Origin of the sequence: Cellulomonas fimi ATCC 484 (genome assembly GCF_000212695.1) — a bacterium.
GTDB classification, from domain to species: domain Bacteria; phylum Actinomycetota; class Actinomycetes; order Actinomycetales; family Cellulomonadaceae; genus Cellulomonas; species Cellulomonas fimi.
The window spans coordinates 2,886,284-2,911,636 of the sequence record NC_015514.1; the positions used below are offsets into that span (position 1 = coordinate 2,886,284).

23 protein-coding genes are annotated in these 25,353 nt (G+C 74.7%); 11 read left to right on the forward strand and 12 right to left on the reverse strand.

Annotated features, from left to right (window positions below; translation table 11 throughout):
• The first annotated feature begins 99 nt into the window (after nucleotides 1-99).
• From CELF_RS13075 to CELF_RS13115, 9 genes are all read left to right on the forward strand, one after another.
• Nucleotides 100-1,776, forward strand: a complete 1,677-nt coding sequence (locus tag CELF_RS13075) for a carbamoyltransferase family protein (protein WP_013771742.1) — start codon at nucleotides 100-102, stop codon at nucleotides 1,774-1,776.
• Nucleotides 1,773-3,290, forward strand: coding sequence for an HAD-IIIA family hydrolase (locus tag CELF_RS21450; protein ID WP_013771743.1), 1,518 nt, complete (start codon nucleotides 1,773-1,775; stop codon nucleotides 3,288-3,290). The genes CELF_RS13075 and CELF_RS21450 overlap by 4 nt, the downstream gene beginning before the upstream one ends.
• Nucleotides 3,287-4,342 carry a glycosyltransferase family 9 protein gene (locus CELF_RS13085; RefSeq protein ID WP_013771744.1) on the forward strand — a complete coding sequence of 352 codons (1,056 nt, stop codon included), beginning with the start codon at nucleotides 3,287-3,289 and terminating at the stop codon, nucleotides 4,340-4,342. The genes CELF_RS21450 and CELF_RS13085 overlap by 4 nt, the downstream gene beginning before the upstream one ends.
• A complete protein-coding gene (locus CELF_RS13090) occupies nucleotides 4,339-5,295 on the forward strand; it encodes a glycosyltransferase (RefSeq protein WP_013771745.1) in 957 nt (318 codons plus the stop codon). Before CELF_RS13085 ends, CELF_RS13090 begins: the two co-directional genes overlap by 4 nt.
• Nucleotides 5,292-6,527: a glycosyltransferase gene (locus CELF_RS13095; RefSeq protein ID WP_013771746.1), complete on the forward strand. Its 1,236-nt coding sequence runs from the start codon at nucleotides 5,292-5,294 to the stop codon at nucleotides 6,525-6,527. Before CELF_RS13090 ends, CELF_RS13095 begins: the two co-directional genes overlap by 4 nt.
• The gene (locus CELF_RS13100; RefSeq protein WP_013771747.1) at nucleotides 6,524-7,255 is read left to right on the forward strand and encodes a D-sedoheptulose-7-phosphate isomerase; all 732 of its coding nucleotides are present in this window, start codon (nucleotides 6,524-6,526) and stop codon (nucleotides 7,253-7,255) included. The genes CELF_RS13095 and CELF_RS13100 overlap by 4 nt, the downstream gene beginning before the upstream one ends.
• On the forward strand, nucleotides 7,252-8,664 hold the full coding sequence (locus tag CELF_RS13105; RefSeq protein WP_013771748.1) for a PfkB family carbohydrate kinase: 1,413 nt from the start codon (nucleotides 7,252-7,254) through the stop codon (nucleotides 8,662-8,664). Before CELF_RS13100 ends, CELF_RS13105 begins: the two co-directional genes overlap by 4 nt.
• Before the next feature lie 70 nt (nucleotides 8,665-8,734).
• Complete coding sequence (locus tag CELF_RS13110) at nucleotides 8,735-9,439, forward strand: SDR family oxidoreductase (protein WP_013771749.1); 705 nt, start codon at nucleotides 8,735-8,737, stop codon at nucleotides 9,437-9,439.
• Complete coding sequence (locus tag CELF_RS13115; RefSeq protein ID WP_013771750.1) at nucleotides 9,436-10,446, forward strand: glycosyltransferase family 9 protein; 1,011 nt, start codon at nucleotides 9,436-9,438, stop codon at nucleotides 10,444-10,446. The genes CELF_RS13110 and CELF_RS13115 overlap by 4 nt, the downstream gene beginning before the upstream one ends.
• A gap of 98 nt (nucleotides 10,447-10,544) precedes the next feature.
• Here CELF_RS13115 and CELF_RS13120 read toward each other — a convergent pair whose 3' ends face one another.
• The 11 genes from CELF_RS13120 to CELF_RS19590 form a co-directional block, all read right to left on the reverse strand.
• Complete coding sequence (locus CELF_RS13120; protein ID WP_013771751.1) at nucleotides 10,545-11,546, reverse strand: UDP-glucuronic acid decarboxylase family protein; 1,002 nt, start codon at nucleotides 11,544-11,546, stop codon at nucleotides 10,545-10,547.
• Between the two features lie 133 nt (nucleotides 11,547-11,679).
• On the reverse strand, nucleotides 11,680-12,150 hold the full coding sequence (gene smpB, locus CELF_RS13125) for an SsrA-binding protein SmpB (RefSeq protein ID WP_013771752.1): 471 nt from the start codon (nucleotides 12,148-12,150) through the stop codon (nucleotides 11,680-11,682).
• 102 nt (nucleotides 12,151-12,252) lie between these two features.
• On the reverse strand, nucleotides 12,253-13,551 hold the full coding sequence (locus CELF_RS13130) for a peptidoglycan DD-metalloendopeptidase family protein (RefSeq protein WP_013771753.1): 1,299 nt from the start codon (nucleotides 13,549-13,551) through the stop codon (nucleotides 12,253-12,255).
• 2 nt (nucleotides 13,552-13,553) lie between these two features.
• A complete protein-coding gene (gene ftsX / locus CELF_RS13135; RefSeq protein ID WP_013771754.1) occupies nucleotides 13,554-14,468 on the reverse strand; it encodes a permease-like cell division protein FtsX in 915 nt (304 codons plus the stop codon).
• Between the two features lie 9 nt (nucleotides 14,469-14,477).
• Complete coding sequence (gene ftsE, locus CELF_RS13140) at nucleotides 14,478-15,167, reverse strand: cell division ATP-binding protein FtsE (RefSeq protein WP_013771755.1); 690 nt, start codon at nucleotides 15,165-15,167, stop codon at nucleotides 14,478-14,480.
• Between the two features lie 168 nt (nucleotides 15,168-15,335).
• Nucleotides 15,336-16,115 carry an ATP-binding cassette domain-containing protein gene (locus CELF_RS13145; protein WP_041554317.1) on the reverse strand — a complete coding sequence of 260 codons (780 nt, stop codon included), beginning with the start codon at nucleotides 16,113-16,115 and terminating at the stop codon, nucleotides 15,336-15,338.
• Between the two features lie 77 nt (nucleotides 16,116-16,192).
• Nucleotides 16,193-17,437, reverse strand: coding sequence for an ROK family transcriptional regulator (locus CELF_RS13150; RefSeq protein WP_013771757.1), 1,245 nt, complete (start codon nucleotides 17,435-17,437; stop codon nucleotides 16,193-16,195).
• A gap of 39 nt (nucleotides 17,438-17,476) precedes the next feature.
• The gene (gene mmsB / locus CELF_RS13155) at nucleotides 17,477-18,709 is read right to left on the reverse strand and encodes a multiple monosaccharide ABC transporter permease (protein ID WP_013771758.1); all 1,233 of its coding nucleotides are present in this window, start codon (nucleotides 18,707-18,709) and stop codon (nucleotides 17,477-17,479) included.
• Nucleotides 18,706-20,253: a multiple monosaccharide ABC transporter ATP-binding protein gene (gene mmsA, locus CELF_RS13160; protein ID WP_013771759.1), complete on the reverse strand. Its 1,548-nt coding sequence runs from the start codon at nucleotides 20,251-20,253 to the stop codon at nucleotides 18,706-18,708. Before mmsA ends, mmsB begins: the two co-directional genes overlap by 4 nt.
• 81 nt (nucleotides 20,254-20,334) lie before the next feature.
• Nucleotides 20,335-21,462 carry a multiple monosaccharide ABC transporter substrate-binding protein gene (chvE, locus tag CELF_RS13165; protein WP_013771760.1) on the reverse strand — a complete coding sequence of 376 codons (1,128 nt, stop codon included), beginning with the start codon at nucleotides 21,460-21,462 and terminating at the stop codon, nucleotides 20,335-20,337.
• 311 nt (nucleotides 21,463-21,773) lie between these two features.
• On the reverse strand, nucleotides 21,774-22,364 hold the full coding sequence (locus tag CELF_RS19590; protein WP_013771761.1) for a TetR/AcrR family transcriptional regulator: 591 nt from the start codon (nucleotides 22,362-22,364) through the stop codon (nucleotides 21,774-21,776).
• A gap of 82 nt (nucleotides 22,365-22,446) precedes the next feature.
• Here CELF_RS19590 and CELF_RS13175 point away from each other — a divergent pair, with 82 nt between their 5' ends.
• Nucleotides 22,447-23,772 (forward strand): MFS transporter, encoded by a 1,326-nt coding sequence (locus CELF_RS13175; protein WP_013771762.1) that lies wholly within the window; start codon nucleotides 22,447-22,449, stop codon nucleotides 23,770-23,772.
• Here CELF_RS13175 and prfB read toward each other — a convergent pair.
• Nucleotides 23,723-24,835 (reverse strand): peptide chain release factor 2, encoded by a 1,113-nt coding sequence (gene prfB, locus CELF_RS13180; RefSeq protein WP_041554320.1) that lies wholly within the window; start codon nucleotides 24,833-24,835, stop codon nucleotides 23,723-23,725. The two genes, CELF_RS13175 and prfB, sit on opposite strands and share 50 nt — an antisense overlap.
• 52 nt (nucleotides 24,836-24,887) lie before the next feature.
• Between prfB and CELF_RS13185 the strand changes: the two genes are divergently transcribed.
• Nucleotides 24,888-25,325, forward strand: coding sequence for an NUDIX hydrolase (locus tag CELF_RS13185; RefSeq protein WP_041553514.1), 438 nt, complete (start codon nucleotides 24,888-24,890; stop codon nucleotides 25,323-25,325).
• The last annotated feature ends 28 nt before the right edge of the window (nucleotides 25,326-25,353 follow it).

A 25,353-nucleotide genomic window follows, 5' to 3' on the forward strand; every position in this document is an offset into this window, starting at 1 on the left:
GAGAGCCGTCGACCAGACGCGCCCGCTTCTCGGTCCGGAAGGGCACCGGCCGTGCAGCCGTGCGCGCGAGGGGTGCCTTCCCCGGAAGGTCGATGCGCCATGCGCGTCCTCGGGATCAATGCGGTCTTCCACGACTCCTCCGCCGCGCTCGTCGTCGACGGGCAGGTGGTGGCCGCCGCGGAGGAAGAGCGGTTCAGCCGGCGCAAGCACGGCAAGCGGCCCGTGCCGTTCGCCGCGTGGGAGCTCCCCGACCAGGCGGCGCGGTGGTGCCTCGTGCACGCCGGGCTGCGGCCGCAGGACCTCGACGCGGTCGCCTACGGGTTCGACCCCGCGCTCGCGAAGGCCGCCGAGGACATGGGCCTCGACGACCCGTGGGACCACCTGCGGATCATGTACGCCGAGCGGGCGCCGGGCTTCCTCGCGTCGGTGCTGCCGGGGCTCGACCCGGGGCGGGTGCGGTTCGTCGCGCACCACGTCGCGCACGCCGCGTCGGCGGGGTTGCAGGCGGGCTTCCCGTCGTCCGCGGTGATGGCGCTCGACGGTCGCGGGGAGCGCGCTTCGGCCCTGCTCGGCCGCTACGACGGCGGCCGGCTGGAGACGGTCGCCACGCAGGACCTGCCCCACTCGCTCGGGCTCGTCTACGAGTCGCTCACCGAGCACCTGGGGTTCCTGCGGTCGAGCGACGAGTACAAGGTCATGGCGCTCGCGTCGTACGGGCGTCCGCGGTTCCTCGACGAGCTGCGCGGGCTGCTGCGCGTGACGGGCGACGGCGGGTACGTCGCGGTGCCGCCGGACTGGTCGCGGTGGGCGCCGCCGCGCGTCGACGACGGCACGTGGGACGGCGCGCACGCGGACCTCGCGTGCTCGGTGCAGGCCCGCCTCGAGGAGGTGCTGGTCGAGCTCGCGACGTGGCTGCGTCAGGAGACGGGTGAGTCGAGGCTCACGATGGCCGGCGGGATCGCGCTGAACTGCGTCGCGAACTCGCGGATCTGGCGCGAGGCCGGGTTCGACGAGGTGTGGGTGCAGCCCGCGTCGGGCGACTCGGGGACGGCGCTCGGGGCCGCGCTGCAGGTCGCGGCCGACGCGGGCGACACGATCGCGCCGATGACGACCGCGGCCCTCGGGCGCGGCTGGTCCGACGACGAGCTCGCCGGCTGGCTGCGGGCCGCGCACGTGCCGTTCGAGACGCCCGAGGACCTGCCCCGGCAGGTCGCGGCGGCGCTCGCGCAGGACGCGGTCGTCGCCTGGTTCGACGGTCGCGCCGAGTTCGGCCCGCGCGCCCTCGGTCAGCGCTCGCTCCTCGCCCACCCGGGTGTCGCGGAGAACCTGGAGCGGCTCAACGACGTCAAGGGGCGCGAGCAGTTCCGCCCCGTCGCCCCGATGGTGCTCGCCGAGGACGCGGCCGAGATCTTCTCCGACGGGCCGCTGCCCAGCCCCTACATGCTGTTCGTCCACCGCGTCGCGGAGCAGTGGCGGGACCGGGTGCCGGCGGTCGTGCACGTGGACGGCACCGCGCGCATCCAGACGGTCGACGCCGACGCGCAGCCGCGGCTCGCGGCGACCCTGCGGGCGTTCCGCGACCTGACCGGCCTGCCCGTGGTGGTGAACACGAGCCTGAACACCGCGGGCCGCCCGATGGTCGACGACCCCCGCGACGCCCTCGAGCTGTTCGGGTCGGCGCCGGTGGACGTGCTCGTCGTCGGCCCGCACCTCGTCCGGCGCGCGTCGCTGTTCGCCGCACCCCGGCTCCGCGCGGGCGAGCGGGTGCCGTCGTGACGTGGTCGGTCGTGGTGCCGACGGTCGGGCGTCCCTCGCTGGACCGCCTGCTCGCGAGCCTCGCGGCGCAGCGCTGGGCCGACGACCGCCCCGGTCCGGAGCGGGTCGTCGTCGTGGACGACCGCCCGTTCACCGCGCACGAGCCGCTGCGCCCGACGGGAGCGCGCGTCGTGCGGACCGGCGGTCGCGGCCCCGCGGCGGCGCGCAACGCGGGCTGGCGGTCCGTGACGTCGCCCTGGGTCGTGTTCCTCGACGACGACGTGCTGCTGCCCGACGGCTGGGGCGACGCGCTGCACGAGGACCTCGCGCACGCGGCGGCCGACGTCGCGGGCAGCCAGGCCCGTCTGCACGTGCCGCTGCCGGACGACCGGCCGCCGACCGACTGGGAACGCAGCACGGCCGGGCTCGAGCGGGCGCGGTGGGCGACGGCCGACATGGCGTACCGGCGCGACGCGCTCGCCGCCGTCGGCGGGTTCGACGAGCGGTTCCCCCGGGCCTACCGCGAGGACGCCGACCTCGCGCTGCGCGTGCGGCAGGCCGGCTGGCGGCTCGAGCGCGGGCGGCGGACGACGCACCACCCCGTGCGCCCCGCCGACGCGTGGGTCAGCGTGCGCGTCCAGCGGGGCAACGCCGACGACGCGCTGCTGCGCGCCCGGTACGGGCCGGGCTGGCGCGAGCTGACCGAGGCCGGGACGGGGCGGTTCGTGCCGCACGTCGCGACGTCGGCGGCAGCGCTCGCCACGCTCGGCGGCGCCGCGCTGCGACGACGGCCGCTCACCGTCGCGGGGGCCGTCGCGTGGCTCGCCCTCACCGCGGACCTCACGGGCCGGCGGCTGCGACCCGGCCCGGGCCCGGGCGACGCGGGCTGGCCCGCGGAGTGGGCCCGGATGGTGAGCACGTCGCTCGTCCTGCCGGTGGTCGCCGTCGTGCACCGGCTGCGCGGCGAGGCGCGGTGGCGGGGGGCGGCACCCGCGTGGCCGCGGCCCGTCCGCGCCCTGCTGCTCGACCGCGACGGGACGCTCGTGCACGACGTCCCGTACAACGGCGACCCGGACGCCGTCCGGCCCGTCGACGGTGCGCGCGAGGTGCTGGACCGGGTGCGTGCCGCGGGGATCCGCGTCGGGCTCGTCAGCAACCAGTCCGGCGTCGCACGCGGGCTGCTCACGTCGGCCCAGGTCGACGCGGTGAACGCGCGCGTCGCCGCGCTGCTCGGACCGTTCGACGTCGTGCGGGTCTGCCCGCACGCGCCCGAGGACGGCTGCGCGTGCCGCAAGCCCGCCCCGGGCATGGTCCTCGACGCCGCCGCCGCGCTCGGCGTCGCGCCGTGGGAGTGCGCCGTGGTCGGCGACATCGGGGCGGACCTCGACGCAGCCGTCGCCGCGGGCGCGCGGGGCGTCCTCGTGCCGACGCCCTCGACCCGCCCGGCCGAGGTCGCGGCGGCCGCGGCGGTCGGTGCCCTGGCCGACGACCTCGACGCGGCCGTGCGCCTGGTCCTGCCGGTCGGTGCGCCGTGACCCGGGTCGTGGCCGTGCGGCTCGACTCCGAGGGCGACGTCCTGCTGTGCGGGCCTGCCGTGCGGGCGCTGGCCGCGACGGGTGACGTCGACCTGCTCGCCTCCCCCGCCGGGGCCGCCGCGGGACGGCTGCTGCCGGGCGTGCGCGACGTCCTCGTCTTCGACGCACCGTGGAGCGGGTACGTGCCGCCACCCGTCGACGCCACCCGCGTCGCGCGGACCGTCGCCGAGCTGGCCGCCCGCCGGTACGAGCGCGCGGTCGTGCTGACGTCCGCGCACCAGTCCCCGCTGCCCACCGCGCTGCTGCTGCGCCTCGCGGGCGTGCGGTTCGTCGCCGCGGACTGCGACGACTACCCCGGGTCGCTGCTGGACCTGCGGCACCGGCGCGCGCAGGGGCGGCACGAGGTCCAGGCGGCGCTCGACCTGGCGGTCGCGGCGGGCGGACGACCCGTCCCGACGCCGGACGGCCGTCCGGGCGACGCGCTCGCGGTGCGCACCCCGCTGCCCGACGTCTCCGCCCTCCTCCCCGGCCGCCCCTTCGTCGTGCTGCACCCGGGTGCGTCGGTACCGGCCCGCGCGCCCGCACCGGACCACGCCACCGCGCTCGCCGTCGCCCTCGCCGCGGCCGGGCGGCACGTCGTGGTCACCGGTGGCCCGACCGAGCGGGCGCTGACCGCGCACGTCGCGGAGGCCGCCCGCACCGCCGCCCACGCGCCCGTGACGGACCTCGGCGGGCGCACCGACCTCGCGGCCCTCGCCGCGGTCCTCGCCGCGGCCGACGCCGTCGTCGTGGGCAACACCGGCCCCGCCCACCTCGCCGCGGCGGTCGGGACGCCGGTCGTCTCGCTCTTCGCGCCCGTCGTGCCCGCGGACCGGTGGCGTCCCTGGGGCGTGCCGCACGTCGTGCTCGGCGACCAGGAGGCACCGTGCGCGGCGACCCGGGCCCGCGCCTGCCCCGTGCCCGGCCACCCGTGCCTGACGGGCATCGACCCGCGCGCGGTCGTCGACGCCGTCGACCGGCTCGCGCCCGTGCGGCAGGGGGTGCCCGCATGAGGGTGCTGCTGTGGCACGTGCACGGCTCGTGGACCACCGCGTTCGTCCAGGGCCCCGACACCTACGTGCTGCCCGTCGTGCCCGGGCGCGGCCCGGACGGGCGCGGACGCGCGCAGACGTGGGACTGGCCCGCGTCCGCGGTCGAGGTGCCCGCCGACCGGCTGCGCGACGAGCAGGTCGACGTCGTCGTGCTGCAGCGCCCTCGCGACGCCGAGCTGCTGCGTGCGTGGACCGGCCTGCGCGCGGGCACCGACGTGCCCGCCGTGTACGTCGAGCACAACACGCCGCGCGTGCCGGGCGACGCGACGTGGCACCCGGTCGGCCTGCGGGACGACGTCGTGCTCGTGCACGTCACGCCGTTCAACGCGCTCGCCTGGAACAACGGTCGGGCGCCGGTCGTGGTCGTCGAGCACGGCGTCGTCGACCCGGGGGCCCGGTACACGGGCGGGCGTGCGACGCTCGCCGCGGCCGTCAACGAGCCGGTGCGGCGCTGGTGGGTCGCGGGCACCGACGTGCTGCTGCGCGTCGCCGCGGCGGTCCCGCTCGAGGTCCACGGCATGGGCACCGACCAGCTCGTCGCGCACGCCCCGCACCTCGCGGGCCGCGTGCACGACCTGGACCAGGACGCGCTGCACGACGCGCTCGCGACCAGCCGTGCCTACGTGCACCCGTTCCGCTGGACGAGCCTCGGCCTGTCGCTCGTCGAGGCGATGACCCTCGGCTCCCCCGTGCTGGCACTCGCGACGACCGCCGCACCCGAGGCCGTGCCCGCCTCCGCGGGCCTGGTGACGTCGGACGTCGACGCGCTCGTCGCGACCGCGCGGCGCTGGCTGCACGACCCGGACGAGGCGCGCGAGCGCGGCGCCGCGGCCCGGGCGCACGCGCTCGCGCACTTCGGCCTGGAGCGCTTCCTGACCGACTGGCAGCACCTGCTGAAGGAGGTGACGCGATGAGGATCGCGATGGTGTCGGAGCACGCCAGCCCGCTGGCGGTGCTCGGCGGGGTCGACGCGGGAGGGCAGAACGTGCACGTCGCGGCTCTCGCCGCGGCGCTCGCGGGGCTGGGGCACACGGTCGACGTCTACACCCGGCGCGACGACCCCGGCCTGCCGCCTGAGGTCGACCTGTGCCCCGGCGTGCGCGTCCGGCACGTCGACGCGGGCCCGCCCGAGGCCGTGCCGAAGGACGACCTGCTGCCGTGGATGCCGCAGTTCGCGCGCGTCCTCGTCGACGCGTGGGCGCACGAGCGCCCCGACGTGGTGCACGCGCACTTCTGGATGTCCGGCCTCGCGGCGGTGCAGGCCGGCGAGGCGACGGGTGTGCCCGTGGTGCAGACGTTCCACGCGCTGGGCTCCGTGAAGCGGCGGCACCAGGGCGCCAAGGACACGAGCCCGCCGGGACGCGTCGTCACCGAGACGACGGTCGGCCGCCGGGTCGCGGCGGTGGTGGCGACGTGCACCGACGAGGTCACCGAGCTCAGCCGCATGGGCGTGCCCGTGGGCCACGTGCGCGTCGTGCCGTGCGGCGTGGACGTCGCGCACTTCTCGCCGGCCGCCGCACCCGCCGGGCCGCCGCGCCGTGAGCCGGTGCGCCTGCTGGTCGTCGGTCGCCTGGTGGAGCGCAAGGGCGTCGACACGGTGATCGACGCGCTCGCGGACCTGCCCGACGCCGAGCTGTGCGTCGCGGGCGGCCCCGGTGCCGACGACCTCGACGGCGACCCCGAGGTGGTCCGGCTGCGCGCGCGTGCCACCGCGCGCGGCGTCGCCGACCGCGTGCACCTGCTCGGCCGGGTGGCGCACGACGCCATGCCCGGGCTGCTGCGGTCCGCGGACGTCGTCGTCGCGACCCCGTGGTACGAGCCGTTCGGGATCGTGCCGCTCGAGGCGGCGGCGTGCGGCGTCCCGGTCGTCGGCAGCGCCGTCGGCGGCCTGCTCGACTCGGTCGTGGACGGCCGCACGGGCGTGCTGGTGCCGCCGCGCGACCCGCAGGCCGTCGCCCGTGCCGTGCGCTCGCTCGTCGACGCCCCGGTCTGGGCCGCGGCGACGGGGCGCGCGGCGCGCGAGCGCGCCGTCCGGCTGTACGCGTGGGAGCGGGTCGCCGCCGCGACGGCCGAGGTGTACGCCACGGTCACGACGGGCGTCGGGACGCGGGACGGCGTCGGGACGCGGGAGGTGAGGGCGGTATGAGCGCACGGGACTGGATCGGGGACCACCGGCGCGAGCTGACGCTCGGGCTGTCCGCGCTGCAGGACGAGGCGCGCACGGTCGAGCGGTGGGGCCGCGTGCTCGCGGTCCGCCTGGCGGCCGGGTCGCGCCTGCTCGCGGCCGGCAACGGCGGCAGCGCCGCGGAGGCGCAGCACCTCACCGGTGAGCTCGTCGGGCGGTTCCTCGCGGACCGGCGGCCGCTGTCGGCGATCGCGTTGTGCGCGGACAGCGCGAGCTACACGGCGATCGTCAACGACTACGGCGCCGACGAGGTGTTCGCGCGCCAGGTCGACGCGCACGGTCGGCCGGGCGACGTGCTGGTGCTGCTGTCGACCTCGGGCCGCAGCCCCAACGTGGTGCGCGCGGCCGAGCGGGGCCGGGCCGCGGGCCTGCTGGTGTGGGGCCTGACCGGTCCCGCGCCGAACCCGCTCGCGGCCCTGTGCCACGCGTCGCTGTGCGTGCCGGCACCGAGCACCGCGGCGATCCAGGCCGTGCACCTCGTCGCGGTCCACGCGCTGTGCGCGGCGCTCGACGCACACCTGCCGGCCGCCGTCGACGCCGGCGTGCGCCTCGACGCCGGGCCCGCCACCCCCGGTCACGTCACGGGGACGCGCGACGAGCCCGACCGCGTCGCGGCCGCTCGGGGGGCCCGGCTCGTCGCCGGACCGGCAGGCGTGCCCGCCGGCCGTGCGTCCGGAGTGCCCGCGTGACCGCGGGACCGCGGGTCGTCGTCGTCGGGGACGCGGTCCTGGACCGGGACGTCGTGGGCCGCACGGACCGTCTGTGCCCCGATGCGCCCGCCCCCGTGCTCGACGTGACGGCCACGCGCTCCAGCCCCGGCGGCGCCGGCCTCGCGGCGCTGCTGTGCGCGGCGTCCGGGGCGCGCGTGACGCTCGTGGCCCCGGTCGCGGACGACGACGACGGCGCGGAGCTCGTCGCGGGCCTGGGCGGTGTCGACGTGCTGCGCCTCGACCACGACGGGGCGACGCGCACCAAGACGCGCGTGCGCGCGGGTGGGACGTCGCTCGTGCGGATCGACGCGGGCGGTCCCGGCACACCGTCGCACGTCCCGGTCGACGCGCTGCGCACGCTCCTCGCGTCGGCGGACGCGGTGCTCGTGTCCGACTACGGCGCGGGCACGACGCACGACCCGCGGGTCCGCACGCTCCTGACCGCGGCGGCCCGCACGACGCCGACCGTCTGGGACCCCCACCCGCGCGGGGCCGTCCCGGTCGAGGGGTGCGCCCTGGTGACGCCCAACGCCGCCGAGGCCCGGCACGCCCTGGGCGGCATCGACGGCACCGCCGACGCGCTGCCCGGGCCGCTGCGCACGGTCTGGCGGGCGGCGGCGGTCGCGGTCACCGCGGGCGAGCGGGGCGCCTACCTGGCGCGCGACGACGACGCGACGACGTTCGTGCCGGCCCCGGTCACGCGGGACGGCGACCCGTGCGGCGCGGGCGACCGGTTCGCGGCGACCGCGGTGGTGGCGCTGGCGCGCGGCGCGGACGTCGTCCCGGCGGTCGTCGCCGCGGTCGCGGAGGCGTCCTCCTGGGTGGGCGCGGGCGGCTGCGAGGGGTTCCGCGCCCGCACACGTGCCGGCGACGCGCGCGCCCACGACGGCCGTCCCGCGGACGTGCGCGACGACGCCACCCGCGAGGACGGCGACGTCGGCGTGGAGACGGTCGACGCCGCCGCCGCACGGCTGCGTGGCCGCGGCCGGCTCGTCGCGACGGGCGGCTGCTACGACCTGCTGCACGCGGGCCACGTCGCGACGCTCCAGGCGGCCCGCCGGCTGGGCGACGCGCTCGTCGTGCTGCTCAACTCGGACGACTCCGTGCGGCGCCTCAAGGGGCCGACGCGGCCGGTCGTCGACGCCGCCGACCGCGCGCGCGTGCTGCTCGCGCTCGACTGCGTGGACGCCGTCGTCGTCTTCGACGAGGACGACCCGCGCGCGGCACTCGCCCGCCTGCGCCCGGACGTGTGGGCCAAGGGCGGCGACTACGGCGGGGCGCGGCTGCCCGAGGCCGACGTGGTCCGCGCAGGGGGCGGTCGCGTCGTCCTGCTCCCGTACCTGGACGGCCGCTCCACCACCGGCATGCTCGCGCGCTCGTCCCGCTGACGGACGCCGCGCGCTCCCCCGGCACCGCACGCAGGCCGCCCCGGCGGGCGGCCCGACCCGAGGAGGACCGATGACCAGCACCACCACATCCCGCCCGGTCGGCACGGTCTACGTGACCGGCGGCTCCAGCGGCCTGGGCGCCGCCGTCGTCGAGGCCGTGCGCGACGCGGGCGGCACCGCGGCCGTGCTCGACAAGTCCGCCCCGCACGCGGACGTCCCGGCAGTCACCGTCGACCTGTCGGACTGGCAGGCGGCGCAGGACGCGGTGGCCGACCTCGTGTCCCAGGTCGGCCCGCCCGACGCGGTCGTCACGGCCGCGGGGATCGACGCGTGCGGCCCGCTGACGTCGGTCGCGCCGTCGGACTGGGAGCGCGTCGTGCGCGTCAACCTGTTCGGCACGGTCGCCGTGGTCCGGGCGTGCGTCCCGCACCTGGAGCGCGTCCGCGGCACGGTCGTCACGGTCGCGTCGACGCTCGCCCTGCGCGGGGTCGGCGACGCGACGGCGTACTGCGCGTCGAAGTTCGCGGTCCGCGGCTTCACGCAGGCGCTCGCGGCGGAGCTCGCCGGCCGCGTGGGCGTCACGCTGCTGGTGCCGGGCGGCATGAGCACGCCGTTCTTCGACGGCCGCACCGAGCAGTACCGGCCGGGCCCGGACGCGGACCTCAACGACCCGGCGCACACCGCGGGTGCCGTGCTCACGGCCCTGCGGCAGCCGGTCGGCTCGGAGATCCGGGAGATGCTCGTCATGGCGTCCGGCGAGTCGTCCTGGCCGTGACCGACGCGACGGAGGTCACCGACGTCCTGGCGCTGCGGGCGCTCGGGCTGGGTGACGCCCTGACGGGGGTCCCGGCCCTGCGCGGGCTGCGGCGCGCGTTCCCGCGCGCGCGCCTGTGGCTGGCCGGTCCGGGCGGGGTGGGTGACTGGCTGCGCCGGCAGGGCGTGGTCGACGAGGTCGTGCCGGTCGAGGGTCTCGCCGCGCCGCCGCCGATCCCCTGGACGCGTCCCGGGCACGTCGCGGTGGACCTGCACGGCCGCGGACCGGCCAGCCACGAACGGCTCCTGCGCACGCGCCCGCGGCGGCTCGTCGCGTTCGCCCATCCGGCCGCCGGGCACCTCGACGGGCCGGCGTGGGCGGAGGACGAGCACGAGGTGCACCGCTGGTGCCGCCTGGTCGCGACGCTCGGCGTCGCGTGCGGGCCGGACGACCTGCGGCTCGTCCCCGACCGGAGCGACGGCCGTGCGGTCGGACCCGTCGGTGACGTGCTGCTGCACCCCGGCGCGGCGTCGGGCTCGCGCCGGTGGCCGCCGGCGCGCTGGTCCGCGCTCGGGACCGCGCTGGCCGCACGGGGCGTGACGGTGACGCTCACGGGTGGCCCGGACGAGGTCGCGCTGTGCGAGCAGGTGCGGGCGGCGACGCGCGTGCCGTCGCCTGCGTTGCGGGTCGTGAGCACGGCGGGCGGGCTCGACCTCGACGCGCTCGCGCGGCTGGTCGCGTCCGCGCGGCTCGTGGTGTGCGGCGACACCGGCGTCGCGCACCTGGCGACCGCCGTCGGGACGCCCACCGTGCACCTGCTCGGCCCGACGTCGCCGGACCGCTGGGGCCCGCTGCTGGACCGGGACCGCCACACCGTCCTGTGGCACGGGCACCCGGACGACCCGGGCGACCCGCACGCCGCCGACCCGGACCCGGCGCTGCTGCGCATCACGGTCGACGAGGTGCTCGCGGCGGCGGTCGACCAGCTCGCACGCGGCCCGGTCGCGCGCGTCCCCGCGACGGCCTGACGGACCGCGCCGGGTCGGTGTGCCGCTCGCCGCCCGCAGTCGGCCCCGGCCACGGGGCCGGTGCCGGTCGGCGGTGCGCGGACCCAGGCTGCGCGGACTCAGGCCGAGACGCTCAGCTCCTGCGCGAACCACTCGACGGTGCGACGCAGCCCGTCCGCCCACGCGACGCGCGGCTCCCACCCGAGCTCGGTGCGCGCGAGCGTGATGTCGGGCCGCCGGACCTCGGGGTCGTCCACGGGCCGCCCCACGTGCTCGACGGTCGACGACGACCCGGTCGCGGCGATGACGTCCTGGGCGATCCGCAGGACCGTCATCTCCTCGGGGTTGCCGATGTTCATCGGTCCCGGGTGACCGCTCGCGGCGAGGCCGAGCACGCCCTCGACGAGGTCGTCGACGAAGCACACGGACCGGGTCTGCTCCCCCGTCCCGGCGACGGTCACCGGCTCACCTGCGAGCGCCTGCCGGACGAACGTGGGGATGGCCCGGCCGTCACGCGGCCGCATGCGGGGGCCGTAGGTGTTGAAGATCCGCACGATCGCGGTGTCGACGCCGTGCGTGCTCCGGTAGGCGGTCGTGATCGCCTCCGCGAACCGCTTGGCCTCGTCGTACACGCCGCGAGGCCCGACGGGGTTGACGTGCCCCCAGTACGACTCGGGCTGCGGGTGCACCTGCGGGTCTCCGTACACCTCGGACGTCGACGCGAGGAGGAACCGCGCGCCCTTGTCCTTCGCGAGCCCCAGCGCGTGCGCGGTGCCGATCGAGCCGACCTTGAGCGTCTCGATGGGCAGCTGCAGGTAGTCGACGGGCGAGGCGGGCGACGCGAGATGGAGCACGAGGTCGACGGGCCCGGGCACGTGCACGAAGTCGGTGAGGTCGCACCGCTGCAGGTGGAAACCGGGCCGCCCGAGCAGGTGCGCGACGTTCGCGGGCGAGCCGGTGAGGAAGCTGTCGAGGCACACGACCTCGGCCCCGCGGTCGAGCAGCGCGGTGCACAGGTGGCTGCCGAGGAACCCGGCGCCGCCGGTGACGACGGCGCGGTGCACGGGACGGCGGGGGCGCGCGTGCGCCAGGGAGGTGCTGTCGGTGGTCGCCACGGGCATGGCCTCTCGTGGGCGGGGGCGCCTCTTCTCGGCGCGGACCGGCACGTGCGGGCACGACGCGCCGGTCGACCGGACCAGCGTCCCGCCGCTGCCGCCGGCCCGCATCCCGAGCGGTGCCCCGACGACCCGCAGGTCAGCGGTCGCGCAGGTCCCGCATCGCGCGCTGCGCCTCGAGGTTGTCCTGCCGCTCGCGCAGCGCCTGCCGCTTGTCCCAGTCCTTCTTGCCGCGGGCGAGGGCGATCTCGACCTTGGCGCGCCCGTCGAGGAAGTACAGCGCGAGCGGCACGATCGTGTGGCCCTTCTCGCGCGTGCGGGCCTCGAGCCGGTCGATCTCCTCGCGGTGCAGCAGCAGCTTGCGCTTGCGCCGCGGTGCGTGGTTGGTCCAGGTGCCCTGCGAGTACTCGGGGATGTGCACGCCGTGCAGGTAGGCCTCGCTGCCCTCGATCTCGCACCAGCCGTCGACGAGCGAGGCGCGCCCGGCGCGCAGGGCCTTGACCTCGGTGCCGGTGAGGACGACGCCGGCCTCGAACACGTCCTCGATGGTGTAGTCGTGCCGGGCCTTGCGGTTCGCGGCCACGAGCTTGCGCCCTGTCTCCTTGGCCACGTCCCGGCCTCCGTCCTCGTGCGTGCGGGCGGCGGCCCGGCTCAGCAGTGCCGCACGAGCCTACCCGTCGCTCCGGGGACGACCACGCGGATTACGCGCGGGTCACAGGCCGAGCAGGGGGCGCGGGTTGACCGTCGAGCCGTTGACGTACACCTCGAAGTGCAGGTGGCAGGCGGCGGAGGTGCCGGTGTTGCCCGAGTAGCCGATGAGCTGGCCACGCTCGACGCGCTGCCCGGAGGAGACCGCGAACGACGTCAGGTGGTTGTACGACGCGGACACGGCGTTGCCGTTGACGAACCCGCTGTCGATCATCACCTGGTTGCCGAACCCGTACCGGGTCTTGGCCCACGTGACGGTGCCCGCCCGGCCCGCGTAGACCTTGGTGCTGCAGTAGGTGCGCAGGTCGATCCCGGCGTGCAGGCGCACGTACCCGAGCGTCGGGTGCAGGCGCATGCCGTACTCGGAGGTCACGTAGATCGGGCTGATGCTCGTCGGGTTGCCGAACAGCGAGCTGCCGACGGGACCGGGTGCGGGGGCGGGCTTGCCGGCGGCGGCGTCCCGGGCGCGCTGCGCGTCGATCGCCGCGCGCAGCTCGTTCTCGATGGCCTTCGCCTCGGCGTCCATCGCCGCGAGAGCGCTGGCCAGGGCGGCCTTCTGCGACTCGAGCGTCGCCTGCTGGGCCTGCTGCTCGGCGACCAGCCCGTCCAGGGTGGCCTTCGCGTCCTCGGCGGCGTCGCGCGCGGCGTCGGCCTCGACGACCTTCTGGTCGGCCTCGGCCTTGAGCTCGGTGATGCGGTCCTCGACGGCGTCGAGCCGCGCCTGGGCGTTGCGGTTGCTCGCCTCGGCGGCCTTGAGCGCGTCGAGCACCTGCGCCTGCGTCCGCAGCGCGGTCGAGACCAGGCCGTACCGCTCGACGAAGTCCTCCGAGCTCTCGGCGTCGAGGATGACGCTCACGCCGGACACCTCGGCGCCGCCGCGGTACGCCTCGCGGGCCATCTGCCCGATCGCGGCGCGCATCTTCTCGGCCTGCTCGGTGTCCTGCTGGATCGTCGCGGACAGCGTGACCTGCTGCTCCTGGGCGTCGACGAGCCGCGCCGCGATGATCGCCGCCTCGCGCTGCGCCTTCTCCAGGGCGGCCTTCGCCTCGTCGAGCCGGGCCTGGGCGGCGGGGATCTGGGCCTGCAGCTCGAGCAGCCGGGACGCGGTCGCCTGCAGGCTCGCGTCGAGGCCCTCCATGGCGGCCTCGGCGTCGGCCTGCGCCTTCTCGTTGGCGGCGGCCTTCTGCTCGGCGGCCTTGCGGCGGTCGTCGATCTCGTCGGCGACCGCGGGCGACGCGACGGCGACCCCGACGAGCAGGCAGGCCGCGGCGAGGAGGGCGGGCAGGCGCAGGCGACGTCGCACGGTCACACCTTCGTGTAGCGGCTGAGGGTCACGAGCGACGAGATCGCCGCGAGGAGGATCGCGACCGCGACCAGGGCGGGCGCGACGGTGAGCACGTCGGCCGTGCTGACGTACGGGATCCAGCCGACCGACGAGCCGAGCCAGTCGGACACGAGGTACTCGACGCCGAGCCACAGGCCCCCGACGGCGAGCAGCGCGCCGACCGTCGCGGCGATCGCGCCCTCGAGCATGAACGGGAGCTGGATGAAGATCGTGGACGCGCCGACGAGCTTCATGATCCCGGTCTCGCGGCGGCGGCTCAGCGCGGACAGCCGGATCGTCGTCGTGATGAGCAGGACGGCGGCGAGCAGCATGACGGCCGCGAGCCCACCGGCGAGCAGCGTCGCGCGGTTGAGGACGAGGAACAGCTTGTCGAACAGGCGTCGCTGGTCCTGGACCTCCTCGACGCCCGGCCGGCCCGACACGACGTCCGCGACGACCTGGTACTTCTCGGGGTCCGTGAGCTTGATCCGGTAGGACGAGTTCATGTCGTCGACCGTCGCGGCGGACGCCCAGAACTGGTCGGCGAACTGCTCCTGGAAGGACGCGAACGCCTCCTCCTTCGACTCCTCGTACACCGTCTCGACGAAGGGGCCGATCTCGGGGGCGTCGAGCGCGGCCCGGATCTCGGCGCGCTGCTCGTCGGTCACCTCACCGCCCGCGCACGTGGGCTCCGACGAGTTCTGCGGGCACAGGAAGACGGAGACCTCGGCCTTGTCGTACCAGTCGTCCTTCATCTTGCCGATCTGCAGCTGCAGCAGCGCCGCGGACCCGACGAAGGTCAGCGAGACGAAGGTGACGAGGATGACGGACACGGTCATCGACAGGTTGCGCCGGAGGCCCTGGCCGATCTCGGAGAGGATGAACTGGACGCGCACGGCTCCCCCTCAGCGGTCCGAGCCGTAGACGCCGCGCGACTGGTCGCGCACCATCTGGCCGGTCGAGAGCTCGATGACGCGCTTGCGCATCTGGTCGACGATCTCGTCGTCGTGCGTCGCCATGACGACGGTCGTGCCGGTCCGGTTGATGCGGTCGAGCAGGCGCATGATCCCCAGGGAGGTCGTCGGGTCGAGGTTCCCGGTCGGCTCGTCGCACAGCAGGATGCTGGGCCGGTTGACGAACGCCCGCGCGATCGCGACGCGCTGCTGCTCACCGCCCGACAGCTCGTGCGGGCGACGCTTCTCCTTGCCGGCGAGGCCGACCATCTCGAGCACGTCGGGGACCGTGGTGAGGATGTGGTGGCGCGGCTTGCCGATCACCTGCAGCGCGAACGCGACGTTCTCGAACACGGTCTTGTTCGGCAGCAGCCGGAAGTCCTGGAACACCGCCCCGATCTGGCGGCGCAGGTGCGGCACGCGCCACGACGACAGCGTGCCGAGCTCCTTGCCCGCGACGAACACCCGACCCGCCGACGCCCGCTCCTCGCGCAGGACGAGCCGCAGGAACGTGGACTTGCCGGAGCCGGACGCGCCGACGAGGAAGACGAACTCCCCCCGCTCGACGTCCAGCGACACACGGTCCAGCGCGGGCCGGGCGCCGCGCGCGTAGACCTTGGTGACGTTCTCGAATCGGATCACGAGGATGGGGGCGGCCAGGGTCGGGGACAGGGCTGTGGTGCTGGCCTCGTCGAGCGTAGGCAGCGGCGCACGCCCGCCCGGCGCGTGACACGCCGCGCGCAGCCTGTGAGTTGTCCGCCCTGGGCGACCCGCGCGGGGCGGACCAGGACGAATGTGGCGAACCGTGCGTCAGCGGCGCAGCAGCGTCGACAGCGGTCCCGACACCATCTCGGACTCCGTCGCGCCCGTGATCGCCGCGAGGATCACCTCGTGGCTGACCTGCGCGGCGTCGAACACCCCGTTGTTGCGGCCGTGCCGCAGGACGACGATCCGGTCGGCGACCGCCCGGACGTCGTTCATGTTGTGCGAGATGAGCAGGACCCCGAGGCCGAGGTCCCGCAGCCGCTCGATGTGCACCAGCACCTCGGCGGTGTGCCCGACGGACAGCGAGGCGGTCGGCTCGTCCAGGACGACGATCCGCGGGCTGCCGATGAGGGTGCGCGCGATCGCGACGGACTGCCGCTGGCCCTTCGACAGCGACGACAGCGGGGACCGGACCGACGGGATGCGGCTGTTGAGGTCGCGCAGCACCTGGCGCGCGATGTGCTCCATCTGGCCGTCGTCGCGCGAGGGACCGCTGCGCAGCTCGCGGCCCAGGAAGAGGTTGGACGTGACGTCGAGGTTCTCGCACAGCGCGAGGTCCTGGAAGACCGTGGCGATGCCGAGCCCGCGCGCCGCCGTGGCGGTCGGGATCGTCACCTGCTCGCCGTCGATCTCGATGAGGCCCGAGTCGGGCGCGAGGACGCCCGAGATCATCTTCGCGAGGGTCGACTTGCCGGCGCCGTTGTCGCCGACGAGCGCCACGATCTCGTGCGCGTGCACGTCGAGGTCGACGTCCACGAGCGCCTCGACGGCCTGGAACCGCTTGGTGATGCCTCGCATCGAGAGCAGGGGGACGTCGCTGCTCATCTCGTTCACCTGCTCCCCGTCGGGCACGCGCTGCGTGCAGTGAATGGCGCGCACGGCACCACGTCAAGCCCCCGGCCTCATGCGAGCTCCGCGGTGACGGGCCCGACGTCGTCGTCGGTGCCGGAGCCGACCTCGGTCTCGGAGTCGGTGCCGACATGCAACGGTACGTCCGTCGACCGCAGCGCGAGCGCCAGCGCCCCCACGACCTCGGCACGCGAGCCGAGCGCCGCCGGCACGACCTCGAGCGGCACGAACCGGTCGAGCACCACGGTGCGGCGCGCGGCCTCGCGGAGCGGACCCAGCAGCACCTCCCCCGTGTCGGCCAGCTCGCCGCCCACGACCACGACCTGAGGGTCGATCGTGGCCCCGAGGCCCGCGACGACCCGACCGATCGCGACGCCCGCCTCGGCGACGACCTGCGTGCAGCGCTCGTCGCCGTCACGCGTGCGCTGGACGACGTCGCGCAGCGCGAGCGTGCCGTGGCTGGCGCGGAGGCGCTCGAAGATCGCCGGGGCGCCCGCGACGGTGTCGAGGCAGCCGGCGTTGCCGCACCGGCACGGGTCGCCGGGGAACTGGACGGGGACGTGCCCGATGGTGCCCGCCGCGCCACCCGCACCGCGGTGCAGGTGCCCGCCGATGACGATGCCTGCGCCCACGCCGTGCGACACCCGCACGTACACGGAGTCGCTGTGCTGCCGGGACGCCCCGAGGGTCGACTCGGCGATCGCGCCCAGGTTCGCGTCGTTGTCCACGTAGACGGGCAGGCCGAGCCGCTTGGACAGCACCTGCCCGACGTGCACGTCGTCCCAGCCGGGCATGAGTCCCGTGACCGACAGCAGCCCGGTCGACGAGTCCACCGGGACCGGGACCCCGACCCCGAGCCCGACGACGTCGTCGAGCGTGGCGCCGACCCGCTCCAGCAGGTCGACGACGAGCAGGGCGACGCGGTCGAGGCTCGTGTCGACCCGGTGCTCGGCCGGCAGCGGGAGCGTCTGCTCGGCGATGACCTCGTGGGTGAAGTCCCCGAGGACGACGCGCAGGTGCCGGTGCCCGACGTGGACACCGGCCGCGAGACCCACGCGGCGGGCAAGCGTGACCATCTGGGCACGCCGCCCGCTGCGGGTGGTGACGGCGGTGTCGACGACGCCCGCGGCGAGCAGCTCGCGGACGATCGTCGACACCGTGGCCTGCGAGAGGCCGGTCGCGGTGGCGAGCTCGACCTGCGTGAGCCCGCCGTACCGCTTGACCGTCTCGACGACGAGGGCCCGGTTGGCCTCGCGCAGGGACGACTGGGAGCCGGCCGCTGCTGCTCGCCTGCTCACGGGGCCAGAACCTACCGCGCCGTCGGGACCGTGGGACCGCTACTGGGTCCCGGCACGCCGCTTGTTGATGAGGTCGAACGCGACGGCGAGCAGGAGCACGAGGCCCTTGATCGCCATCTGCCACGACGGGTCGACCGACATGATCGACAGGCCCATGTTGAGCACGCCCATGATGAGCGCACCGACGATGGCCCCGGAGATCCGGCCGATGCCGCCCGTGACGGCGGCGCCGCCGATGAAGCAGGCGGCGATCGCGTCGAGCTCGAAGTTCTGGCCGGCCGCCGCGATGGCCGCCCCGGCGCGGGCCGTGGTCACGATGGCCGCGGCGCCCGCGAGGAGCCCCATGTTCACGAAGATCCAGAAGTCGACGCGCTTGGTGTTGACGCCCGACAGGCTCGCGGCGAGGCGGTTGCCGCCGATCGCGTAGATGTGCCGGCCGAACACCGTGCGGCCCATGAGGAACGTGTACGCGACGACGAGGACGCCGACGATCACGAGGACGATCGGGGTGCCGCCGGCCGAGAACGACAGGATGACGGTGAGGATCCCGATGCCGACGGCGACGAGCGCGAGCTTGGCGACGAACGCGCCCGTCGGCTCGACGTACAGCTCGTGCTTGCGCAGCGACGCGCGGGCCCGCAGCTGCGAGAACACGATCGCGGCGACCGCGAGCGCCCCGATGACGAGCGTGACGACGTCCATGTTGTTCGCGAAGCCGAGGAAGTTCGGCAGCGACCCCTTGGAGATCCGGATGAACTGCGACGGCAGGCCTGCGACCGTCTCGCCGACGATGACGAGCGCGAGACCGCGGAACACGAGCATGCCGGCGAGCGTCACGATGAACGCCGGGATGCCGATGTACGCGACCCAGAAGCCCTGCCACGCGCCGACGAGCGCACCGACCGCGAGGCCGATGAGGATCGCGACGACCCACGGCATGTCGAAGTCGCGCATGGTGACCGCGACGATGCCGCCGACGAAGGCGACGACCGAGCCGACCGACAGGTCGATGTGCCCGGCGACGATGACCATGACCATGCCGATGGCCAGGATCATCACGTAGGCGTTCTGCTGGAACAGCGCCGCGACGTTGTTGGCGAGCAGGAGCTTGCCGTCGGTGAGCACCTGGAACAGCAGGACGATCACGACGAGCGCGCCGAAGATGCCGTACTGGCGTGCGTTCCCGCCGAGGCCCTGCATGCGCTGCGACAGCGGCACGCGCGGCTGGGACCCCGGAGGGGCCGCCGGTGCGAGGTTGGTGTCCGTGGTCATCGGGCCGTCACGTCCTTCTCCATCGTCATGTACTGCATGAGGCGCTCCTGCGTGGCGTCCTCACGGGCGACCTCGCCCGTGACGCGGCCCTGGCTGAGCGCGTAGATGCGGTCGCAGATCCCGATCAGCTCCGGCAGCTCGGAGGAGATGACGATGACGCCCTTCCCCGCGTCCGCGAGCCGGTTGATGATCCCGTAGATCTCGTACTTGGCGCCCACGTCGATGCCGCGGGTGGGCTCGTCGAGGATGAGCACGTCCGGGTCCGCGTGGATCCACTTGCTCAGCACGACCTTCTGCTGGTTGCCGCCGGAGAGCTTGCCGACGAGCGCCGACACCGTGGGCGTCTTGATGTTGAGCTCGCGCCGGTACTGCTCGGCGACCTTCTCCTCGGCGCGCCGGTCGACGACGCCGAACCGCGCGACCTTGCCGAGCGCGGACGCGGAGATGTTGTGCTGGATGGTGTCGATGAGGTTGAGCCCGAACCGCTTGCGGTCCTCGGTCGCGTACGCGATGCCGTGCCGGATCGCCGACCCGACGCTGCGCAGCTCGATCTCCTTGCCGTCCTTGAACACCTTGCCGCTGACGCGCGACCCGTAGGAGCGGCCGAACAGGCTCATCGCGAGCTCGGTGCGACCGGCACCCATGAGGCCCGCGACGCCGACGATCTCGCCGCGCCGCACGTGCAGGCTCGCGGAGTCGACGACCTTGCGGGTCTGGTCGATGGGGTGGTGCACCGTCCAGTCCTCGATGCGCAGCACCTCGTCGCCGATGGTCGGGGTGTGGTCGGGGAACCGGTTGTCGAGCGAGCGGCCCACCATCCCCCGGATGATGCGCTCCTCGCTCACCTTCTCCGCACCACGCATCTCGAGCGTCTCGATCGTCTTGCCGTCGCGGATGATCGTCGTGGTGTCCGCGATCGCCTCGATCTCGTTCAGCTTGTGGCTGATGATGATCGAGGTGATGCCGTGCTCGCGCAGCCCGTCGATGAGGCCGAGCAGGTGCGCGGAGTCCTCGTCGTTCAGCGCGGCGGTCGGCTCGTCGAGGATGAGCAGCTTGACCTCCTTGGAGAGCGCCTTGGCGATCTCCACGAGCTGCTGCTTGCCGACGCCGATGTCGACGATCTTGGTGTCCGGCCGCTCGGTCAGCCCCACGCGGGCGAGCAGCTTGGCCGCCTCCGAGTTCGTCTTGTTCCAGTCGACGACGCCCCGCTCCGCCTGCTCGTTGCCGAGGAAGATGTTCTCGGCGATCGACAGGAACGGGCTGAGGGCGAGCTCCTGGTGGATGATGACGACGCCGTGGTGCTCCGAGTCGCGGATGCCCTTGAACTCCACGACCTGGCCGTCGAAGACGATGTCGCCCTCGTACGTGCCGTGCGGGTAGACGCCCGAGAGCACCTTCATCAGCGTGGACTTGCCGGCGCCGTTCTCGCCGCAGATCGCGTGCACCTCGCCACGGCGCACCGAGAGGTTCACGTCCTGCAGCGCGATCACGCCGGGGAACTTCTTGGTGATGCTGCGCATCTCGAGGATGTGGTCGGTGGTCATTGCCCCTCGCTCCAGTGGTCCGTCACGGCCGTGCGGGCCGCCGGCGCGCGCTCAGGTGCGCGCCGGCGGCCCTGGCGGGTGTCAGAGACCCAGGTCCTCGGCCGTGTAGAAGCCGGACTCGACGAGCACCGACTCGACGGTGTCGGGGGTCACGACCTGCGGGTCGAGCAGGTAGGTCGGGACGACCTTCACACCGTTGTCGTACGTCTCCTCGTCGTTGACGTCGACGGTCTCGCCCTTGACGATCTGGTCGACCATCTTGGCGACCTGGTCACCCAGCGCGCGGGTGTCCTTCCAGACCGACATGGACTGCTTGCCGGCGATCATGTTGAGGACGTACGCCTGGTCGGCGTCCTGGCCCGTGAGGACGGGGTAGCCGTCGCCGGGCGCGTAGCCGGCGCCCTCGAGCGCCTGGGCGATGCCGAGCGCGAGCGAGTCGTTCGGCGACAGGACGACCTGGACCTTCTGGCCGCCGCCGTAGAACGAGTTGAGGCGGTTCTCCATCTCGGCCTGGGCGGTGTCGGAGCCCCAGCCCTGGATGCCGATGGACTGCCAGTCGTCGTTCGAGGCCGGGGCCTTGCCCGACGGGACGACGAGCTTGCCCTCGTCCACGTACGGCTTGAGGACGTCCCACGCGCCGGAGAAGAAGAACTTGGCGTTGTTGTCGTCCGGCGAGCCGGCGAACGGCTCGAGGTTGAACGGCCCCGCGGCGTTCTGGAGGTCGAGGGCCTCCTCGATGAACTCGCCCTGGAGCGTGCCGACCTTGTAGTTGTCGAACGTCGCGTAGTAGTCGACGTTCTCCGTGTCGTTGATGAGGCGGTCGTACGCGATGACCGGGATGTCGGCCGCGGCCGCGTCCTCGAGGACGGGCGCGAGCGCCGTGCCGTCGATCGAGGCGACGACGAGCACCTTGGCGCCCTGGTTGATCATGTTCTGCAGCTGCGTGATCTGCTGGTCGACCTTGTTGTCGGCGTACTGCAGCGTCGTCTCGTAGCCGGCGTCCTGCAGCAGCTCCTCGAGGTGGGCGCCGTCGCGGTTCCAGCGCTCGAGGCTCTTGGTCGGCATCGCGATGCCGATGAGCGCGCCCTCGGAGCTGCCCCCGGTCTCCTCACCGGCGGCGGGCTCACGCTCCTGGCTGCAGGCCGAGAGTCCGACGATCAGGCCGGCCGTGGCGATGCCGACGGCGACCTTCCTCCATGCAAAAGACATCGTTGTCCGCTCCCTGGTTGCACCGTCCGACCACGTCGTCCGAGGCGTCTCTGCCCGTCGACACCCCGCGTCGGACCTCCGTGGTCCCACGCCGTCCGGGTGGTCGGTCATGTCGGTTGAATTCAAGACCCGAAGCCAAGGTTCGAGCAAGTCCCGTTACCAACCTGTGTCATCCATCGTTGTAGGTCCGCTTTCGCGTCCCTCGTGCGGGTTAACTTTGCGATACGAAGACATGGTGACCAGGGGGCGTGCGACCTGGACGGTTGCCGGAGGGCACGGACCGGCAAGCGCTCACCGAGCCCGAGCGTGCGTCAGCCGCCGTCCGCCGGCGTGGGGAAGACGGCGTCGAAGACGCGCTCGATGACGGCGTGGCTCACCGTCTCGGGGTCCACCAGGTGGCGCAGCATGAGCCCCTCCCCCAGCGCGCTGCGCGCCACCGCGAGGTCGTCGACCCGCTCGGGCGGGACGTCGCCGGACGCGCGCAGGCGACGGGCGGTCAGCGCGTCGACCTGCCGGTAGCGGGTCGCGAACTCGGCGAGCAGGTCGGGCGCCTCGCGCACGGCGTAGAGCACCGCCTCGAACGCGAGCAGGCCCCAGGACCGGTCGAACTGGGCCTCGGTGCCGCGCCCGCGGCGCTCGTCGCCCCCGGCCGGAGCGCCCTCGGCAGGGCGCGACGGCTGCCCGCCCGCGCGCGCGATGTGCCGGTCGAGGACCGCGAGGAACAGCTCCTCCTTGCCGGCGAAGTTCGCGTAGACCGCACCCTTGGTACGCCCCGCGGCCCGCGCGACATCGGCGACCGAGGCGCCGTGGAAGCCGCGGCGCCCGAAGACCTCCTGGGCGGCGTCGAGGAGGTCCTCGCGCGTCCGGGCCTGGCTCTCGGCGCGTGTCCGGGGTGCGTCCATGTCGCGATCGTACCCGTTGACGTACCGTTCGGAATCCGAATACCGTTCGGCATCCGAATCGTCCGAGCCCTTCGAGGTCCCCGTGCCCACCCTCCTGTCGACCTCCGTGCTGACCCCCTTGCGGACCCCCGCGCTGCGCCGCCTGTGGGCCGGACAGCTCGCCGCCCTGCTGGCCGCCGAGATCCACCTCGTGGTGCTCGCCTGGCTCGCGCTCGACCTCACCGGGTCCGGCCTCGCGCTCGGCACCGTCCTCGTCGTCGGCATGCTGCCGCGCGCCGCGCTCACGCTCGTCGGCGGCGTCACGGCCGACCGTCACGACCACCGGCGGGTCCTCGCCGCCGCGCACGCCACCCGCGCCGCCGTCGTCGCCGCCCTCGCGGTCACCGCGGCCGCCGGCGGGCTGCGGCTGTGGCACCTCGTCGCCGCCGGGCTCGCGCTCGGCGCGGTGACGGCCTTCGCCGCCCCCGCGGTGCACACCGTCGTGCCGCGCGAGTGCCCGCCCGAGCAGCTGCGCGCGGGCAACGCCCTGCTGCGCGGGACCGCGGAGGTCGTCGGCACCGCCGGGCCCGTCCTCGGCGGCGGCCTCGTCGCCCTCGCCGGCACCGGCCCGACCCTCGCCGCCGTCGCGAGCTGCTACACCCTCGCGTTCGTCGTCACGGCGTCGTTGCTGGTCCGCGCGCCCGCCGGGTCGCCGTGGCGCGGCACGTCCGCCGCCGCGCAGCCCGCTCCGCCGCACGGGACGCGCGGCAGCCTGCGCCGCACCCTCGCCGACCTGCGGGAGGGGGCCGCCGCGCTGCGGCACGACCCGTTCGCCCTGCGCGTCCTCGCCCTCGTCGCCGCCGCCGGGCTGGCGCTCAGCGGGCCCGTGACCGTCGGCGTCCCGTGGCTCGCGCGCCGCGAGCTCGACCTCGACGCCGCCGCGTTCGGCCTGCTCCTGTCGCTGTGGACCGCCGGCTCGCTGCTGGGCGTCGTGATCGCCGGGTCGGTCCGGCGCGTCCCCCGCTGGCGCGTCGCCATGACGACCGTCGCCGGGGTGCTCGTCGCCGCACTCGTCACGCTCGCCACGACCCCGACCCTGCCCGTCGCCGCCGCCTGCCTGCTCGCGATGGGCACCGCCGCGGGCGCGCTGAACGTCCTGCTCGTCACGTGGCTGCAGCAGCGCGCACCGGCGGAGGCGCTCGGCCGGATCATGAGCTGGGCCGAGCTCGCCGAGGTGGTCGTCGCCCCCGTGTCCTACCTCGCCGCCGGCGTACTCCTCGACGCCTCGCTCACCGCGCTGTTCGTCGGCGCCGCCGCGGTCCTCCTGCTCGGCACGCTCGCCGTCGTCACGCCCGGGCTGCGCCCCACGGGTGCCGCGGTCAGGCCTCGACCGACTGCGACCGGCGCCAGCGGATCCCCGCCTCGATGAAGTCGTCGATGTCGCCGTCGAACACCGCCGACGGGTTGCCGACCTCGTGCTCCGTGCGCAGGTCCTTGACCATCTGGTACGGCTGCAGCACGTAGGAGCGCATCTGGTCGCCCCACGACGCCTTGATGTCCCCCGCGAGCTCCTTCTTCTTCGCGTCCTCCTCGGCCTTGCGGACCAGCAGGAGGCGCGACTGCAGGACCCGCAGCGCCGCGGCGCGGTTCTGGATCTGCGACTTCTCGTTCTGCATCGACACGACGATGCCCGTCGGGATGTGCGTCATGCGGACCGCCGAGTCGGTCGTGTTGACCGACTGGCCACCGGGGCCCGACGAGCGGAACACGTCGACCTTGATCTCCGACTCCGGGATCTCGATCGAGTCCGTCTGCTCGATGAGCGGGATGACCTCGACCGCCGCGAACGACGTCTGCCGGCGCCCCTGGTTGTCGAACGGCGAGATGCGGACCAGGCGGTGCGTGCCCGCCTCGACCGACAGGTGCCCGAACGCGTACGGCGCCTTGACCTCGAACGTCGCCGACTTCAGGCCCGCCTCCTCGGCGTAGCTCGTGTCGAGGACCGTCGTCGGGTAGCCGTGCCGCTCCGCCCAGCGCAGGTACATCCGCAGCAGCATCTCCGCGAAGTCCGCGGCGTCGACGCCGCCCGCGCCCGACCGGATCGTCACGACCGCCTCGCGCTGGTCGTACTCGCCGTTCAGGAGGGTGCGGACCTCGAGCTCCCCCAGGTCCTTGCGGATCCCGGTCAGCTCGACCTCGGCCTCGGCGAGGCTGTCCTCGTCCTCCATCTCGACGCCCAGCTCGACGAGCGTCTCCAGGTCGTCGATGCGCCCGCCCAGCTTCGCGACCCGGTCCAGCTCCGCCTGCGTCGCCGACAGCGCGCTCGTGACCTTCTGCGCCGCGTCCGGGTCGTCCCAGAGGTTCGGCACGCTCGCCTGCTCCGAGAGCAGCGCGATCTTCGCCTTGAGCGCCGTCGGGTCGCTCACCGCCTGGATGGACTCCAGGGTCGTGCGCAGCTCGCGGATCTCGGCGGGGAAGTCGGTGGTGGCCACGACCGTCCAGGTTACCCGGTGTCGCGCCCGGACCATCTCGTAGCCTCGGACGGTGGCCATCCGGGTGAGCGCGTACGCCGTCGTCGTCGAGCCGCGCGGGATGCTCCTGTCCCGCCTCGCCCCCATGGTCGGCGTCGGCCCGAAGTGGACCATGCCCGGCGGCGGCATCGACCCGTACGAGGACCCCGCCGACGCCGTCGTCCGCGAGGTGCGCGAGGAGACCGGGTACGACGTCGCGGTCGACGAGCTCCTCGGCCTGTCGTCGCTCGTCGTCGACCCCGCCGTCGCCCCGACGAACCTGCCCGAGAAGACGCACCTGCTGCGGGTCGTCTACCGCGCGCACGTCGTCGGCGGCGACCTGCGTCACGAGTCGGACGGCAGCACCGACCTCGCCGCCTGGGTCCCGCTCGCCGACCTCGACGACCTCTACCGCGTCGAGCTCGTCGACAGGGCCCGCCGCATGGCGGGCCTGCTCCCCGACCCCGCCTGACGCGGGAACCGGGCCCGCGGCGACCGCG

Excerpts from the sequence above, each read along its gene's own strand:
- CELF_RS13075 (WP_013771742.1), top strand. The coding sequence starts at position 100 with ATGCGCGTCCTCGGGATCAATGCGGTCTTCCACGACTCCTCCGCCGCG.
- CELF_RS13090 (WP_013771745.1), top strand. The coding sequence starts at position 4,339 with ATGAGGGTGCTGCTGTGGCACGTGCACGGCTCGTGGACCACCGCGTTC.
- CELF_RS13095 (WP_013771746.1), top strand. The coding sequence starts at position 5,292 with ATGAGGATCGCGATGGTGTCGGAGCACGCCAGCCCGCTGGCGGTGCTC.
- CELF_RS13100 (WP_013771747.1), top strand. The coding sequence starts at position 6,524 with ATGAGCGCACGGGACTGGATCGGGGACCACCGGCGCGAGCTGACGCTC.
- CELF_RS13110 (WP_013771749.1), top strand. The coding sequence starts at position 8,735 with ATGACCAGCACCACCACATCCCGCCCGGTCGGCACGGTCTACGTGACC.
- CELF_RS13120 (WP_013771751.1), bottom strand. The coding sequence starts at position 11,546 with ATGCCCGTGGCGACCACCGACAGCACCTCCCTGGCGCACGCGCGCCCC.
- CELF_RS13145 (WP_041554317.1), bottom strand. The coding sequence starts at position 16,115 with ATGAGCAGCGACGTCCCCCTGCTCTCGATGCGAGGCATCACCAAGCGG.
- mmsB (WP_013771758.1), bottom strand. The coding sequence starts at position 18,709 with ATGACCACGGACACCAACCTCGCACCGGCGGCCCCTCCGGGGTCCCAG.
- mmsA (WP_013771759.1), bottom strand. The coding sequence starts at position 20,253 with ATGACCACCGACCACATCCTCGAGATGCGCAGCATCACCAAGAAGTTC.
- chvE (WP_013771760.1), bottom strand. The coding sequence starts at position 21,462 with ATGTCTTTTGCATGGAGGAAGGTCGCCGTCGGCATCGCCACGGCCGGC.
- CELF_RS19590 (WP_013771761.1), bottom strand. The coding sequence starts at position 22,364 with ATGGACGCACCCCGGACACGCGCCGAGAGCCAGGCCCGGACGCGCGAG.